Annotated in this window: 9 protein-coding genes; 2 read left to right on the forward strand and 7 right to left on the reverse strand. The window is 53.3% G+C overall.

Features of this window, described 5'->3' with window-relative positions; all coding sequences use genetic code 11:
- Window positions 1-59 precede the first annotated feature (59 nt).
- Entirely contained in the window at window positions 60-3,341 is a 3,282-nt protein-coding gene (locus ACJHYR_RS08300) for a DUF5107 domain-containing protein (protein WP_001309664.1), read from the reverse strand.
- Window positions 3,342-3,458: 117 nt separating this feature from the next.
- Here ACJHYR_RS08300 and ACJHYR_RS08305 point away from each other — a divergent pair, with 117 nt between their 5' ends.
- Window positions 3,459-4,652, forward strand: a complete 1,194-nt coding sequence (locus ACJHYR_RS08305) for an ROK family protein (RefSeq protein ID WP_001200781.1) — start codon at window positions 3,459-3,461, stop codon at window positions 4,650-4,652.
- Between the two features lie 197 nt (window positions 4,653-4,849).
- Here the strand turns inward: ACJHYR_RS08305 and glyA are convergent, their stop codons facing one another.
- On the reverse strand, window positions 4,850-6,103 hold the full coding sequence (glyA, locus tag ACJHYR_RS08310; protein ID WP_000919149.1) for a serine hydroxymethyltransferase: 1,254 nt from the start codon (window positions 6,101-6,103) through the stop codon (window positions 4,850-4,852).
- Between the two features lie 327 nt (window positions 6,104-6,430).
- Here glyA and hmpA point away from each other — a divergent pair, with 327 nt between their 5' ends.
- Complete coding sequence (gene hmpA, locus ACJHYR_RS08315) at window positions 6,431-7,621, forward strand: NO-inducible flavohemoprotein (protein WP_059328280.1); 1,191 nt, start codon at window positions 6,431-6,433, stop codon at window positions 7,619-7,621.
- 44 nt (window positions 7,622-7,665) lie between these two features.
- Here hmpA and glnB read toward each other — a convergent pair whose 3' ends face one another.
- The 5 genes from glnB to purL form a co-directional block, all read right to left on the reverse strand.
- On the reverse strand, window positions 7,666-8,004 hold the full coding sequence (gene glnB / locus ACJHYR_RS08320; RefSeq protein WP_000717694.1) for a nitrogen regulatory protein P-II: 339 nt from the start codon (window positions 8,002-8,004) through the stop codon (window positions 7,666-7,668).
- Window positions 8,005-8,064: 60 nt separating this feature from the next.
- Window positions 8,065-9,399, reverse strand: a complete 1,335-nt coding sequence (glrR, locus tag ACJHYR_RS08325) for a two-component system response regulator GlrR (RefSeq protein ID WP_001298983.1) — start codon at window positions 9,397-9,399, stop codon at window positions 8,065-8,067.
- Window positions 9,389-10,102, reverse strand: coding sequence for a two-component system QseEF-associated lipoprotein QseG (qseG, locus tag ACJHYR_RS08330; protein ID WP_001215899.1), 714 nt, complete (start codon window positions 10,100-10,102; stop codon window positions 9,389-9,391). The genes glrR and qseG overlap by 11 nt, the downstream gene beginning before the upstream one ends.
- Before the next feature lie 164 nt (window positions 10,103-10,266).
- On the reverse strand, window positions 10,267-11,694 hold the full coding sequence (gene qseE, locus ACJHYR_RS08335; RefSeq protein WP_001309666.1) for a two component system sensor histidine kinase QseE/GlrK: 1,428 nt from the start codon (window positions 11,692-11,694) through the stop codon (window positions 10,267-10,269).
- 575 nt (window positions 11,695-12,269) lie between these two features.
- On the reverse strand, window positions 12,270-16,157 hold the full coding sequence (purL, locus tag ACJHYR_RS08340) for a phosphoribosylformylglycinamidine synthase (RefSeq protein ID WP_001544847.1): 3,888 nt from the start codon (window positions 16,155-16,157) through the stop codon (window positions 12,270-12,272).
- Window positions 16,158-16,413 lie beyond the last annotated feature (256 nt).

Below are 16,413 nucleotides of genomic sequence, written 5' to 3' on the forward strand. Positions count from 1 at the left end.
TCTAATTATTTTGTGATGAGCGGCAGCGCGTGCCGCTCAAATATTACAGTTAATAGGGTTTAGTGAACGCGGTTAAAAATAAAAGGCATCACAGTGGTGAATAATGCCGCTTTCGGCCAGGCCGGATTAATCGCCGTCAATTCAGCGCGAGCAGATTCATAGTGCGCAGCCTCCCCGAGTCCCGCGGACGCCAGCATCGCCACCATCAGGCATTTTTCTTTATGCTGCTGTTGTAAATCGCCATACAGCGACAACAGGTCAGGTTGTGAAACAGCAAAGAAATCCGCCTCAATACTGGTTTTCGCCATCTCTTGCGCCCACTGTTTCATTTCACTAAACAGTTGCTGTGCGGTTTGCTGTTCACCCAGCAGTCGCAGCGCCATTCCTTGCCAGAAGAGATAATCAACCGGCTGATCGTTGTAATAACTGTGAATGTTAATGGTGCGATCGCCAGTCGCCGCCAGACGTAAACAACGCATCGCTTCAGTTTGATCGCCCTGCGCGTTGGCGCATATCGCCTGCCAGAACCAGATGTCGTTATCAGTTTGCCCCGGTAAACGGCCTTCGCTTAAATTCTCCGGATAATGCAGCGCGGCATGAAGCAGTTCGCTGGCCTGCTGCGGCTCTCTGGCATCAAGATGCTGCCAGGCGCGTAATAACTGGTTGAGGATAAACTGACTGGTGATCTTCCCTTCCCCGCCTTCCCACGGGTGGAATTTGCGCGTGGCGAGAATGTCCGCCGCTTTGTCTGCCTGACCCGTGAGATGCCACAAATTGAGCAGTTCTGCGGTCATGTCGTCGCGTTTCAGCGCAATTTCCAGATTATTTTCCAGACGCGCCAGTCGTTTCTCCGGTGTGGTTCCACTTAACTTATCCAGCAAATCCCGTTCGAAAAGCAGACGTGCATCCTGCGGCGCAAGCTGATAAGCATTATCAAGATAACGCGCGGCCAGCTCATAATCGTGTTGCTTATTCCACGCATGGATCGCCAACCCGCGCCAGCCATCGGCAAACTCTGGCGACATCTCTACGCAACGTTGCCATAAAGTAATGGCTTTGTTGTAGCTGCGCTTGTTGTAGTAGAAGCAGGCCAGTAAATGACGGGCAAACCAGCACTCTTCAATACTCTCCAGCGCCGCCACTTCTTCCAGCGTATTCGGGAAACGGACAAACTGTGGGAAGACATCAATGGCTTTTGCGACCAGTTCGCCGCGTTCAGCTTTCGGCAGCAAGCTGGCTTGCAGGTAAAGCGGCAGCGTGCGCTGGCAGTCCAGTGCGTTCAGCATCTCTGCCGCCAGGGTGGGCATTCCCCAGTTAATCAGTTGCCCGGCGGTCACCAGGGCGTTAACGTCGCGTCCCTGACACAGACCGCGCCACTGCGCGAAGGCTGATTCGCTACGACCATCGAACCAGTTCAGCCACCACAGAGTGGCGTTCAGCGGATAATCACGCAGCAGTTTCTCACGCTGCAAACGCGCGTTGCCCTGACGACCACTTAACACCAGCAGCAGATTATGCAGGCAAAGCACTTCCTGATTGGTTGGGCAGGCGCGAAGACTTTGTTGGCAAAAATCCAGACCAGCGTCGAAGTTACCATTACGCGCCGCCAGCCGTGCCAGACCATAATAGCCACCTGCTTTACTGTTGCCGCTCCAGACCGCACGCCAGAAATCCTCTTCGGCTTGTTGATATTGCCCCTGACGTTCGTAAGCACTGGCGCGAATCAAACTCGCCTGTCCGCACTGCGGATTTTTGTTCAGCGCATGTGCGCGTTTCAGCGCCTGAGTGGCATACGCCACCGCTTGCGGGAAATCTGCGCGGTTATATTCCAGCATCGCCAGCGCCAGGTTACAGCGATAATCCAGCGGATCCAGCGCCACGCCGCGCAGGTAGTAATCGAACGGTGAACGGCTGGCGTGATGATATTGCTCCAGATGCTGACCGATAAACCAGGCTTCATCTGTACTGGTAATGTCTTGTGCTGCCAGTGGCGCTTTGGCGACGTCCGGCAACGGCAACTCTTGCGGCTGATGTTCCTGATAACTCAGTATGATATTGCCGTCGGCATCGGAGAGCTCAATGGTCAGTCTGTCAGGATTGATACCGTGCAACACGCCCTGGATGGCGGTCGCTGGCATCAGTGCCACGGCATCATCAAGTAACGCGTTGCATTTGCCGATTTCGCGGATCGCCAGGCGGTATCCGTTCAACGGAGAGATGGCATACAGCCCCCACTCAATCCCCCGCTCACTACGCTGGAGTTTTATCACCGCATCGCGGGAGGCATTTTGCACCATGCCCAGAGAATGATAAGGCAGGAAATACTGCTCGAAACGCTTCTCTTCGTACGCATCAAGCCAGGTAAAATCAGGCTGGTTATCGGCAAAAATACCGGTCATCAGTTCGATATACGGGCCGTTATTGTCGGTCAGACTCTTATCCCACGCCTGGCCAAACTCACTGTGTCCCCAACTCCACTGTTTTTTACCTGGCGCAATATGGTGGTTGGCAACGTGCAGCAAACCGCCATCTTCATCGTGACACCACGCGCCGACAAAATCGTACTGCGATTTTTCAGCCATATATGAGGTTGGAACGGGCACATTTTTATAGCGAGAAATGTCCACTCCAGAGGAGTAGTCCACTTTGTAGTAAGTGCCGGTGGCGATGGGGAAAGCGGAGACGGCCCGTTTGCCGTGATCAAAGACCGCCGTTACATCCGGCGGGAAGACGCTCTGATGCCCTTCACCCCCTTTCACTGCCGGGTTGGCCCACCACAAGAAATGACGCGGAGTGGCGTTGCCGTTATAGACGCGGCTGGCGATTTCCAGAGCCGCCCGGTCAGGGCGCAGGGTGAAACCTGTCATCACCTGTAAACCGTGCATCGGCTCCGTTTCGCCGACCCACACGGTTTGTGCGCCGTCTTCATGGGCTTCGAGGGTGAAATCGACGGGCATAAAGGTGGTCGGGCGATGGTGTTGCGGCCAGTTAAACTCAATCCCGCCGGAGATCCACGGTCCCAGCAGCCCCACCAGCGCAGGTTTAATGACTTCATTGTGATAGACAAAATCGCGCTGTTTCACTTTATCCCATGCGCGATGCACCCGACCGCCCAGTTCCGGCAGGATCATCACTTTAATGTAGTCGTTTTCCAGCCACACCGCCTGCCAGGATTTCAGGGTTTTCTGCTCGCTCAGCGTATCGGTCACGCCGTAGGGATAAACCGCGCCGGACGATCCCTGATAAACGCGATTTTCCAGGAACATGGGATGTATATCCTGCGGCCCGGTTTCATAGGTCGGGATCTCAACGCGCTCTTGCCACACTTTTACTGGAGTCATGGTGCCCTCAATATTAACAAGACATACTGAATTAAAAGATTTGTGGCAGTGTATTGAACAATCTGGCAATGTTTTCGCGGAATAATCACGCAATTAACTAAACAAGGTTTAGTAAAGATGAGAGCCTGCATTAACAATCAACAGATTCGCCACCATAACAAATGCGTGATTCTGGAACTGCTGTACCGGCAAAAGCGCGCCAATAAATCAACGCTGGCCCGGCTGGCGCAAATTTCGATTCCGGCGGTCAGTAATATTTTGCAGGAACTGGAAAGCGAAAAACGGGTGGTGAATATCGACGATGAAAGCCAGACGCGCGGGCATAGTAGCGGTACATGGCTGATTGCGCCGGAAGGTGACTGGACGCTGTGCCTGAACGTGACGCCCACCAGTATTGAGTGTCAGGTTGCTAATGCTTGTTTAAGTCCGAAAGGTGAATTTGAGTATTTACAGATTGATGCACCGACGCCGCAGGCGCTGCTGTCCGAAATCGAAAAATGCTGGCATCGCCACCGTAAATTGTGGCCGGACCGTACCATCAACCTGGCGCTGGCAATCCACGGTCAGGTTGATCCGGTGACTGGCGTGTCGCAAACCATGCCGCAAGCGCCGTGGACAACGCCGGTTGAGGTAAAATATCTGCTGGAAGAGAAGCTCGGCATTCGGGTGATGGTCGATAATGACTGCGTGATGCTGGCGCTGGCGGAGAAATGGCAAAATAATTCGCAGGGCCGGGATTTCTGCGTGATCAACGTTGATTACGGCATTGGCTCGTCGTTCGTGATTAACGAACAAATTTATCGCGGCAGTTTGTATGGTAGCGGACAAATTGGTCACACCATCGTTAATCCGGATGGCGTCGTCTGCGACTGCGGACGTTATGGCTGCCTGGAAACCGTCGCCTCGTTAAGCGCGTTAAAAAAACAGGCGCGGGTATGGCTAAAATCACAACCGGTTAATACTCAGCTTGATCCTGAAAAACTGACTACCGCGCAGTTAATCGCTGCCTGGCAGAGTGGAGAACCGTGGATCACCAGTTGGGTTGATCGCTCTGCCAACGCCATTGGTTTGAGTCTGTATAACTTCCTCAACATCCTCAATATTAATCAGATTTGGTTGTACGGTCGCAGTTGTGCCTTTGGTGAGCACTGGCTTAATACCATTATTCGCCAGACGGGATTTAACCCGTTCGACCGCGATGAAGGACCGAGCGTGAAAGCAACGCAAATTGGCTTTGGGCTATTAAGCCGCGCACAACAGGTGCTGGGGATTGGCTATTTGTATGTTGAGGCACAGTTACGACAGATTTGATGGCGCGATAACGTAGAAAGGCTTCCCGAAGGAAGCCTTGATGATCACAAACCTAAGATTGCCTGATGCACTACGCTTATCAGGCCTACACGGATATTGCAATATATTGAATTTGCAAAGTTTTGTAGGCCGGATTAGGCGTTCATGCCGCTTCCGGCATGAACAACGAGCACATTGTCAGCAAATCACCGTTTCGCTTATGCGTAAACCGGGTAACGTGCGCAGATGTCGAGAACTTTACCTTTGATGCGCTCAATAACCGCTTCATCATTGATGCTGTCCAGCACGTCACACATCCAGCCAGCCAGTTCTTTCGCTTCGGCTTCTTTAAAGCCACGACGGGTAATCGCCGGAGTACCCACGCGAATACCGGAGGTCACAAACGGGCTCTTCGGATCGTTCGGTACGCTGTTTTTGTTAACGGTGATGTTAGCACGGCCCAGAGCGGCGTCCGCTTCTTTACCGGTCAGGTTTTTATCAACCAGATCAACCAGGAACAGGTGGTTATCAGTGCCGCCGGAAACCACTTTGTAGCCGCGTTCCAGGAACACTTCTACCATCGCTTTAGCGTTTTTAGCGACCTGCTGCTGGTAAGTTTTGAACTCAGGCTCCATCGCTTCTTTCAGAGCAACCGCTTTACCGGCGATTACGTGCATCAACGGACCGCCCTGACCACCAGGGAAAACGGCAGAGTTCAGTTTTTTGTACAGCTCTTCGCTACCACCTTTCGCCAGGATCAGGCCGCCGCGCGGACCCGCCAGGGTTTTGTGAGTGGTGGTAGTAACAACGTGAGCATGAGGAACCGGGTTCGGGTAGACGCCAGCTGCAACCAGGCCCGCAACGTGCGCCATATCAACGAACAGGTAAGCACCGATGCTGTCAGCGATTTCACGCATTTTCGCCCAGTCAACCACACCGGAATATGCAGAGAAGCCACCGATAATCATTTTCGGTTTGTGTTCTTTGGCTTGTTTTTCCAGATCGGCGTAGTCGATATGACCGCTAGCATCGATACCGTAAGGAACGATGTTGTACAGTTTACCGGAGAAATTAACCGGAGAACCGTGAGTCAGGTGGCCGCCATGCGCCAGGTTCATACCCAGAACGGTATCACCTGGTTCCAGCAGCGCGGTGTACACCGCAAAGTTAGCCTGGGAGCCGGAGTGCGGCTGGACGTTAGCGTAGTCAGCACCGAACAGTTCTTTCGCACGATCGATCGCCAGTTGTTCAACGATATCAACATACTCGCAACCGCCGTAGTAGCGTTTGCCCGGATAACCTTCAGCATATTTGTTGGTCAGCTGAGAACCCTGCGCCTGCATTACGCGCGGGCTGGTGTAGTTTTCGGAGGCGATCAGTTCGATGTGCTCTTCCTGACGTACTTTTTCCTGCTCCATAGCCTGCCACAGTTCGGCATCATAATCGGCAATGTTCATTTCACGCTTTAACATCCGCATCTCCTGACTCAGCTAACAATAAAATTTTTGGCCTTTATAGGCGGTCCTGTTGGACAACGGCGAACAGTATAACCGAATCATTGTGTGATAACAGGTCTTGACAAAGGAATTTACGCAAACGATTACCTTCAGGCTACGCAAGGCTTTGGAGAATAAAGAGCTTGCAACCGGAAACGGATTTCTTTTCAGGTTTGTGATGCAAATTTTTCACTTCATCACATTCTTTCTGAAAAACACCAAAGAACCATTTACATTGCAGGGCTATTTTTTATAAGATGCATTTGAGATACATCAATTAAGATGCAAAAAAAGGAAGACCATATGCTTGACGCTCAAACCATCGCTACAGTAAAAGCCACCATCCCTTTACTGGTGGAAACAGGGCCAAAGTTAACCGCCCATTTCTACGACCGTATGTTTACTCATAACCCAGAACTCAAAGAAATTTTTAACATGAGTAACCAGCGTAATGGCGATCAACGTGAAGCCCTGTTTAACGCCATTGCCGCCTACGCCAGTAATATTGAAAACCTGCCTGCGCTGCTGCCAGCGGTAGAAAAAATCGCGCAGAAGCACACCAGTTTCCAGATCAAACCGGAACAGTACAACATCGTCGGCGAACACCTGTTGGCGACGCTGGACGAAATGTTCAGCCCGGGCCAGGAAGTGCTGGACGCGTGGGGTAAAGCTTATGGCGTACTGGCTAATGTATTTATCAATCGCGAGGCGGAAATCTATAACGAAAACGCCAGCAAAGCCGGTGGCTGGGAAGGTACTCGCGATTTCCACATTGTGGCTAAAACACCGCGCAGCGCACTTATCACCAGCTTCGAACTGGAGCCGGTCGACGGTGGCGCAGTGGCAGAATACCATCCGGGGCAATATCTCGGCGTCTGGCTGAAGCCGGAAGGTTTCCCGCATCAGGAAATTCGTCAGTATTCTTTGACTCGCAAACCGGATGGCAAAGGCTATCGTATTGCGGTGAAACGCGAAGAGGGTGGGCAGGTATCCAACTGGCTGCACAATCACGCCAATGTTGGCGATGTCGTGAAACTGGTTGCTCCGGCAGGTGATTTCTTTATGGCTGTCGCAGATGACACACCAGTGACGTTAATCTCTGCCGGTGTCGGCCAGACGCCAATGCTGGCAATGCTCGACACGCTGGCAAAAGCTGGCCACACAGCACAAGTGAACTGGTTCCATGCGGCAGAAAATGGCGATGTTCACGCCTTTGCCGATGAAGTTAAGGAACTGGGGCAGTCACTGCCGCGCTTTACCGCGCACACCTGGTATCGTCAGCCAAGCGAAGCCGATCGCGCTAAAGGTCAGTTTGATAGCGAAGGTCTGATGGATTTGAGCAAACTGGAAGGTGCGTTCAGCGATCCGACAATGCAGTTCTATCTCTGCGGCCCGGTTGGCTTCATGCAGTTTGCCGCGAAACAGTTAGTGGATCTGGGCGTGAAGCAGGAAAACATTCATTACGAATGCTTTGGCCCGCATAAGGTGCTGTGATTTGATGTTGCCGGATGGAAACATCCGGCAACCCTTGACGCGGTTTAAATTGCCGCGTCGTCTTCTTCACCGGTACGGATACGAATGACCCGTGCCACGTCAAAGACGAAGATTTTACCGTCACCGATTTTGCCGGTTTGCGCCGTGCGAATAATGGTATCGACACAGGTATCGACAATGTCGTCCGGTACGACAATCTCAATTTTCACCTTCGGCAGAAAATCCACCATATACTCCGCGCCGCGGTACAGCTCGGTATGGCCTTTCTGGCGGCCAAAACCTTTCACCTCAGTGACCGTCATGCCGGTAATGCCGACTTCAGCCAGTGCTTCGCGAACATCGTCCAGCTTGAAGGGTTTAATAATCGCATCAATCTTTTTCATGCTATTCCTTGAAAAGGTCGCCTGTCTTTTGATCTGCTAAACGTAACACATAACGCCAATTCATTCCTTGAAATCGTTTGCATCCAGCTCGTGTCGGGATAGCAGTTTATAAAATTCTGTCCGGTTGCGCCCCGCCATTCTCGCCGCGTGGGTGACGTTGCCTTTGGTAATTTGCAGCAGCTTACGCAAGTAGTTGAGTTCAAACTGATTACGCGCCTCAACAAAGGTTGGCAGCGCCGTGTTTTCGCCCTCCAGCGCCTGCTCCACCAGCGCATCACTAATCACCGGAGATGAGGTCAGCGCCACGCACTGTTCAATCACGTTGACCAACTGGCGCACATTACCCGGCCAGCTCGCGGTCATCAGGCGTTTCATCGCATCGGTGGAGAACGCGCGGACAAACGGTTTATGTCGCTCTGCCGCCTGGCGCAACAGGTGATTTGCCAGTAGCGGAATGTCTTCTGTGCGCTCCGCCAGTGCCGGAATTTTCAGGCTGACAACGTTGAGGCGGTAATAGAGGTCTTCACGGAATTCCCCGCGCGCCATCGCTTTTGGCAGGTCGCGGTGAGTGGCAGAAATAATCCGCACGTCGATATCAATATCGCGGTTACTGCCCAGCGGGCGCACTTTACGCTCCTGCAACACGCGCAGCAGTTTAACCTGCAACGGTGCGGGCATATCGCCAATCTCATCGAGAAATAGCGTACCGCCTTCCGCCGCCTGGAATAAACCTTCGCGATTGCTGACAGCGCCAGTAAACGCGCCACGCGCATGACCAAACAGCTCCGACTCCAGCAATTGCTCGGGCAATGCACCACAGTTAATAGCAATAAATGGTTTGCTGTTGCGCGGGCTGGCGTTGTGGATAGCCTGGGCGAAAATCTCTTTCCCGGTGCCGCTCTGGCCGTTAATCAAAACGCTAACGTCTGATTGCGCCACCAGCCGCGCCTGTTCCAGCAAACGCAGCATCAGCGGGCTGCGGGTGACAATCGCCTCGCGCCAGCGTTCGTCGGTGGCTGGCGCGGATTGTTCCAGCGCATCATCAATTGCCTGATATAGCGCGTCTTTATCGACAGGCTTGGTGAGGAAACTGAACACGCCCTGCTGAGTTGCAGCAACGGCATCGGGAATAGAACCATGCGCGGTAAGAATAATTACCGGCATTCCCGGCTGCACTTTCTGAATTTCAGCAAACAGCTGCATACCATCCATTTCATCCATCCGCAGGTCGCTGATGACTAAATCTACTTTTTCGCGATTCAGTACCCGTAATCCTTCAGCACCACTTTCCGCCGTGACCACGCTGTAGCCTTCGCTGGTCAGGCGCAGGCCAAGCAGTTTCAGCAATCCCGGATCATCATCGACCAATAATAAATGCGCAGGTTTATGGCTCATCAGGAGTGACCTCATCGGTGGATGGCGCGGGCTTTTCACCCTCGTGCGGCGTATCCGGCGAGAAATTTCCAGCCGGTTTGCGGGTCGAGAGCTGGCGTTCAATATCGGTCAGGTTTTCCAGCTTGCGGGTAGTGAGTTCCAGTTGCTGTTGTAGAACGTGATGTTGCTGGCGCAAAGTATCCAGCTCGCTGTCGCTGGACTGCTGGAGTTTGCTGTAGCGTTGGCGCTCTTCCGCCAGTTGCAGTTGCAGCGCCTGACCGTCGCGCCAAAGTTGATACAGTGGGCGAACCTGTGCCGGGATTTCGGTACTTAGCGCATCAATGCGCGCGACCAGCTGGCGGCGCTCATACGGCGTAATTTTGGCGTCGGCGAGCAAAATCCCTTGTTTAAAGGTATTTTGCCAGCTGCCGTCGTTATATTGGCGAGCTTGCTGACGCGACTGCGCAGGCATTAAACGATCAGCACAATCCATCGCCCGCAGCCAGTAAAGCGGATTGGTTTCGGTTGATTTACCTTGCAGCGCCCAGATGTCGCTACATTCAGTAGAAAGATAGTCAGCCAGTTGATAAACCGGAATTTTTTCTTCTGCTGGCGTATTAATGGCTGGCTTATTGTGACTCTGCACGCAACCCAGCAATGCCAGACATGGCAGCCCTGCCAGCCACAGCCGTCGGGGCAATAATCGTTGAAAAATGTGTCGCATATTCACCAGACTTAGCGCCTTTCCCAGTGGGCGTAATTGTTACAGACAGTCTGGACATGGACAGCGCGGAGAAACCGGAGCGTACATGTCGTACGTGAGGATTTCGAGCACTGCCCAGGGCCAAACTGGCAAATAAAATAGCCTGATGGGATAGACTGTTAGCATTATTTCGTGTTTTTCGACGACGGCAATTCAATGCGGAAGCAAACGTCTTGCCCGCTCTCGTCGACCAGATACAGTTCCCCTTGCATACGGCGAATACAATCCCTGGCAATGCTTAATCCCAGACCGCTGCCCTTCACCGCCCCTTTTCGCTGGTGGCTTCCCTGAAAAAAGGGTTCAAAGATCATGGCGCGTTCCTCTTGCGGAATGGGTGTGCCTGTATTGATGACATCAATATAAACCCGCGCGCCATGTAAACTGCTGCGAAGGCAAATGTTACCGGATTCAGTCCCGTAGTGCACAGCATTGGAGTAAAGATTATCCAGTACGCTCATCAGCAGCATTGGCTCCGCCAGGCAAGCTGTTGCTTGGAGATCGACGTCGGTATGCATCATTTTAGCCCGTGCGGGCAGGCTATGAGCAGAAACTACTGTCTCCACCAGCGGTGCTAATTCAACATTCTCCAGTTCCACCGCACTGTCCGCCTGTTTACGGTTGTAATCAAGCAGTTGTTCGATCAGTTTTTGCAAATTGCGGCTGCTGCTATCGAGGATGCTCACCACCTCTTTTTGCTCTGGCGTAAGCGGCCCGACAACCTGGTCAGCCAGTAATTCAGTGCCCTCGCGCATACTTGCCAGCGGCGTTTTTAATTCATGAGATAAATGTCTTAAGAATTGATGACGTTGGGATTCCAGCCATGACAGGCGCTCACTTAACCAAAGAATACGTTGCCCAACCGAGCGTAACTCGCTCGGTCCACTGAACGAGACACTATTGCCCAGAGAACGCCCTTCCCCCAGCCGGTTGATCATGCGCTCGATATTTTTCACCGGACCGATAATCATCCTCGTGAAAAGTAGCACCATCACCAGACTCACCAGAAATAACACCAGCGATTGCCAACCAAAATATTGCCCACGTTCGGCGATTTCACGCTGAAGTTGCTGCCCACGAGAGAACACCACTGTGCGCGTGGCCTGCACCATTTCGGTATTGGCACTGGCAAAGGCTTCAAGACGCGCGGCGGCGGCGGCATCGGGACCACTGTTGTTACACTGAAGTTGGGCCAGATTGTTCAAGTCCTGACGCAATGCCTGGTAAAGTTTATCGTCTGGCAGTACGCCTGCGTGGGCATCGAGCATTTCGCTGTAACGCTTGCGCTGGCTTTGATAAACCTTCGCAAGCGTAGGGTCGTCCAGCACGCAATACTGACGGTAGCTACGCTCCATCTCCAGTGCCGCGTTGGTCATCGCTTCACTACGCCGGGCATCAATAAGCGTAGTGCGGTTAACCAGCGCCGCCTGATCGCTAAGTGCATTCAGGCTTTGCCAGGCTTGCCATGCCAGCACCAACAGGGGTAGCAGAATCAGCAAAAATGCCAGCATTACCAGTTGTCGTAATGAGCGGGGAAAAACGGGCCAGCGTTTCAAGGTGTTACTTTCGTCAGACGCGAATAGCCTGATGCTAACCGAGGGGAAGTTCAGATACAACAAAGCCGGGAATTACCCGGCTTTGTTATGGAATAAGGCGGTGCCTAACTCGACGTTTCGCCCGATGGTTGATATAGCTACGCTGATATCAGAAGTTGGACGGCAGGCACCTTGTTGTGCGTCATTCGAATTTTATGTAGCACGTCCCGAAGGGGCTGACATAAGTCGGTGAATGAGCCACTGGTTACTATTATGCAGTAACTGTGCCAATAAAGAAAATAGTTTGGTAACGTACTGATTATACGCCGCTTTGAGGGATTTATGGCTTCTTCGCTATTTGAATGTAAATCAGCCACTGTGTCGCTAAAAAGAGACAACTTAAGATAAACTTATTAGATAATATTAAAATCAATAAGTTAAATGTCGCCAGAAAGCGACACGGCACACCACCCATTGTCGTGATTTACAGACACAAAAAAGCTCCCGAAGTTGGGAGCTTATAATAGCGGTTGGTGCTTAATGCCGGATGCGGCGTGAATGCCTCATCCGGGCTGCAAAACCAATGGGCTGACGACTTACCCCAACTGCTTACGCGCATTGCGGAAAATGCGCATCCATGGGCCATCCTCGCCCCAGTTTTCCGGATGCCAGGAGTTGCTGACAGTACGGAAAACACGTTCCGGGTGCGGCATCATAATGGTGACTCGACCACTTTCAGTCGTGACTGCCGTAATACCATTCGGAGAACCGTTCGGGTTAGCCGGGTAGGTTTCAGTGACTTTGCCGAAGTTATCGACATAGCGCAGTGCCACCAGCCCTTTGCTTTCCAGTGCCGCCAGATGCGCCGCATCACGCACTTCCACGCGCCCTTCACCATGAGATACAGCAATCGGCATTTGCGAGCCCACCATCCCCTGCAACAGCAGAGACGGGCTTTGGGTTACTTCAACCAGGCTGAAACGCGCTTCAAAGCGATCGGAGGTATTGCGCACAAAACGTGGCCACAACTCACTACCTGGGATCAGTTCGCGCAGATTAGACATCATCTGGCAACCGTTACATACCCCCAGCGCCAGCGTTTGCGGACGGTGGAAGAAGGTTGCAAACTCATCGCGTACACGGTCATTGAACAGGATAGACTTCGCCCAACCTTCACCGGCACCCAGCACATCACCGTAGGAGAAACCACCGCACGCGACCAGGGCGTGGAAATCCTCCAGGCCCGTGCGTCCAGCCAGCAGGTCACTCATATGCACATCGATTGCATCGAAGCCTGCACGGTGGAAAGCAGCCGCCATTTCAACATGCGAGTTCACGCCCTGCTCACGCAGTACGGCAACTTTCGGACGTGCGCCAGTAGCAATATACGGTGCTGCCACATCTTCGTTGATATCGAACGACAGTTTCACATTCAGGCCCGGATCGGCGTCGTTGGATTTCGCCTGATGTTCCTGATCGGCACATTCAGGGTTGTCACGCAGGCGCTGCATCTGCCAGGTAGTTTCTGCCCACCAGACACGCAACGTGGTGCGGCTTTCGCTGAATACAGTCTGCCCGTTGGCGGTAATCACAAAACGGTCACCGGAAACCGCCTGGCCAACATAATGGACGCAATCAGCAAGGCCATGCTGTGCCAGTACCGCTTCAACTGCTTTACGGTCAGCGGCTCGAACCTGAATCACCGCACCCAGTTCTTCGTTAAACAACGCCGCCAGGCGATCGTCACCCAGAGTGGCGATATCCGCGTCAATGCCGCAATGACCAGCAAAGGCCATTTCCGCCAGCGTTACCAGCAGGCCGCCATCAGAGCGGTCGTGGTACGCGAGCAGCTTACGCTGTGCTACCAGCGCCTGAACCGCGTCATAGAAACCTTTCAGTTGCGCGACGTCGCGTACATCTGCCGGTTTGTCGCCAAGCTGACGATAAACCTGCGCCAGCGCCGTTGCGCCCAGCGCGTTATTGCCTTTGCCCAGATCAATCAGCAGTAATGCGTTATCTTCGGTAGAAAGCTGCGGCGTGATGGTGTGACGCACATCTTCCACACGGGCAAATGCAGAAATCACCAGCGACAGCGGCGACGTCATTTCGCGCTCTTCGTTACCTTCCTGCCAGCGGGTTTTCATCGACATAGAGTCTTTACCCACCGGGATCGTCAGGCCCAGCGCCGGACAAAGTTCTTCGCCCACAGCTTTAACGGCTTCATACAGGCCCGCATCTTCACCAGGGTGGCCTGCCGCCGCCATCCAGTTGGCGGAAAGTTTAATGCGTTTGATATCGCCAATCTGTGTTGCGGCAATATTGGTTAACGCTTCACCGACCGCCAGACGGGCAGAGGCGGCGAAATCCAGCAGCGCAACCGGCGCACGCTCGCCAATCGCCATCGCTTCACCATAGTAGCTGTCAAGGCTGGCGGTAGTGACCGCGCAGTTAGCGACCGGCACCTGCCACGGACCCACCATCTGATCGCGCGCTACCATGCCGGTTACGCTGCGGTCACCAATGGTCACCAGGAAAGTTTTCTCCGCCACGGTCGGCAGGTGCAGCACGCGTTTCACCGCGTCAGCAATGGTAATCCCTTCACGAACCAGCGCATCACCCTTCGCTTTCAGCGTTTGTACTTCGCGGGTCATCTTCGGCGTTTTACCAAGCAGTACGTCCAGCGGCAGATCGATCGGCTGATTATCAAAATGACGATCGTGCAAAGAAAGATGCAGTTCTTCGGTCGCTTCACCAATCACCGCGTATGGCGCGCGCTCACGCTTACACAGTTCGTCAAACAGCGGTAACTGATCGGCAGCAACCGCCAGCACGTAGCGTTCCTGGGATTCGTTACACCAGATTTCCAGCGGGCTCATGCCCGGTTCGTCGCTCAGGATATCGCGCAGTTCGAATTTACCGCCGCGCCCGCCGTCGCTCACCAGTTCCGGCATGGCGTTAGAAAGACCGCCTGCGCCAACGTCGTGGATAAACAGGATTGGGTTGGCATCACCAAGCTGCCAGCAACGGTCGATCACTTCCTGGCAGCGACGCTCCATCTCCGGGTTGTCGCGCTGTACGGAAGCGAAGTCGAGGTCGGCATCAGACTGACCAGACGCCATGGAAGACGCCGCGCCGCCGCCAAGACCGATGTTCATTGCCGGGCCGCCGAGAACGACCAGCTTCGCACCAACGTTGATCTCGCCTTTTTGTACGTGATCGGCACGAATATTGCCGATCCCGCCCGCCAGCATGATCGGTTTGTGATAACCGCGCAGCTCTTCGCCATTGTGGCTGTTCACTTTTTCTTCATAAGTACGGAAGTAGCCGTTCAGTGCCGGACGACCAAATTCGTTGTTAAATGCCGCGCCGCCCAGCGGGCCTTCGGTCATGATGTCCAGCGCGGTGACAATGCGCTCAGGCTTACCGAAATCTTCTTCCCACGGCTGTTCGAAGCCTGGAATTCGCAGGTTGGAAACGGAGAAACCTACCAGACCAGCTTTCGGCTTTGCGCCACGCCCGGTGGCACCTTCATCGCGGATTTCACCGCCGGAACCGGTCGCCGCGCCCGGCCACGGAGAAATCGCCGTCGGGTGGTTGTGAGTTTCGACTTTCATCAGAATATGCGCCGGTTCCTGATGGAAATCGTAGCGGCCCGTTTCGTGGTCAGCAAAGTAGCGGCCCACTTCAGACCCTTCCATGACGGCGGCGTTATCTTTATAAGCAGAGAGAACGTGATCCGGCGTAGTTTCGAAGGTATTTTTGATCATCTTGAACAGCGATTTCGGCTGCTGTTCACCGTCGATAATCCAGTCGGCGTTAAAAATTTTGTGGCGGCAGTGCTCAGAGTTCGCCTGAGCGAACATATACAGCTCGATGTCGTTCGGGTTACGACCAAGCTTTGTGAAAGCATCCTGCAGATAGTCGATTTCATCTTCCGCCAGTGCCAGGCCAAGACGCAGGTTAGCGTCGATTAGCGCCTGACGGCCCTGTCCCAGCAAATCAACGCTGGTGACCGGAGTCGGTTGATGGTGTGCAAACAGCTGCTCTGCATCATCTAAAGCAAAAAAGACCGTTTCCATCATGCGGTCGTGCAGTACAGCGGTAACTTGCTGCCATTGTTCATTGGTCAGCGTACCGGCTTCTATATAGTAAGCCACGCCGCGCTCAAGACGGTTTACCTGTTGCAGCCCGCAGTTATGGGCAATATCGGTCGCTTTCGAAGACCAGGGAGAGATGGTGCCAGGACGCGGGGTCACCAGCAGGAGTTTGCCTTGCGGGGCGTGGCTGGCGAGTGCCGGGCCATATTTCAGCAGGCGTTCAAGTTGTGCGTGCTCATCATCGTTTAACGGCGCATTGAGGTCAGCAAAATGGACATACTCGGCGTAAATAGTGTGAACCGGGAGCCTGGCAGCCTGAAAACGTGCCAGCAGTTTGTTGATTCGGAATGCCGACAATGCAGGCGAACCACGCAGAATTTCCATCATAAGTCTCTCGTCTTCTAAGCTTTCGGTGTACCCAAGGGGGGAAACGGGCGTCATTATAAAGAATCTGATGCGCTGACGAAACCGTTTGCGTGGAAATAAAATCACCATCGCGAATTAGCAACGCGTGCCGCCAATGGCTGTAATAAGTTGCCAACTGGCGCAGGTTTACGCAAAATGCCGCTCATTTATGAGTAAACCTTTCACTATTATTACGTTTTTTCAAGCTGGGACGCGCACGACACAGAGAATTAACTAA

It is taken from the genome of Escherichia sp. WS1450, assembly GCF_046487395.1.
Lineage (GTDB): Bacteria > Pseudomonadota > Gammaproteobacteria > Enterobacterales > Enterobacteriaceae > Escherichia > Escherichia coli.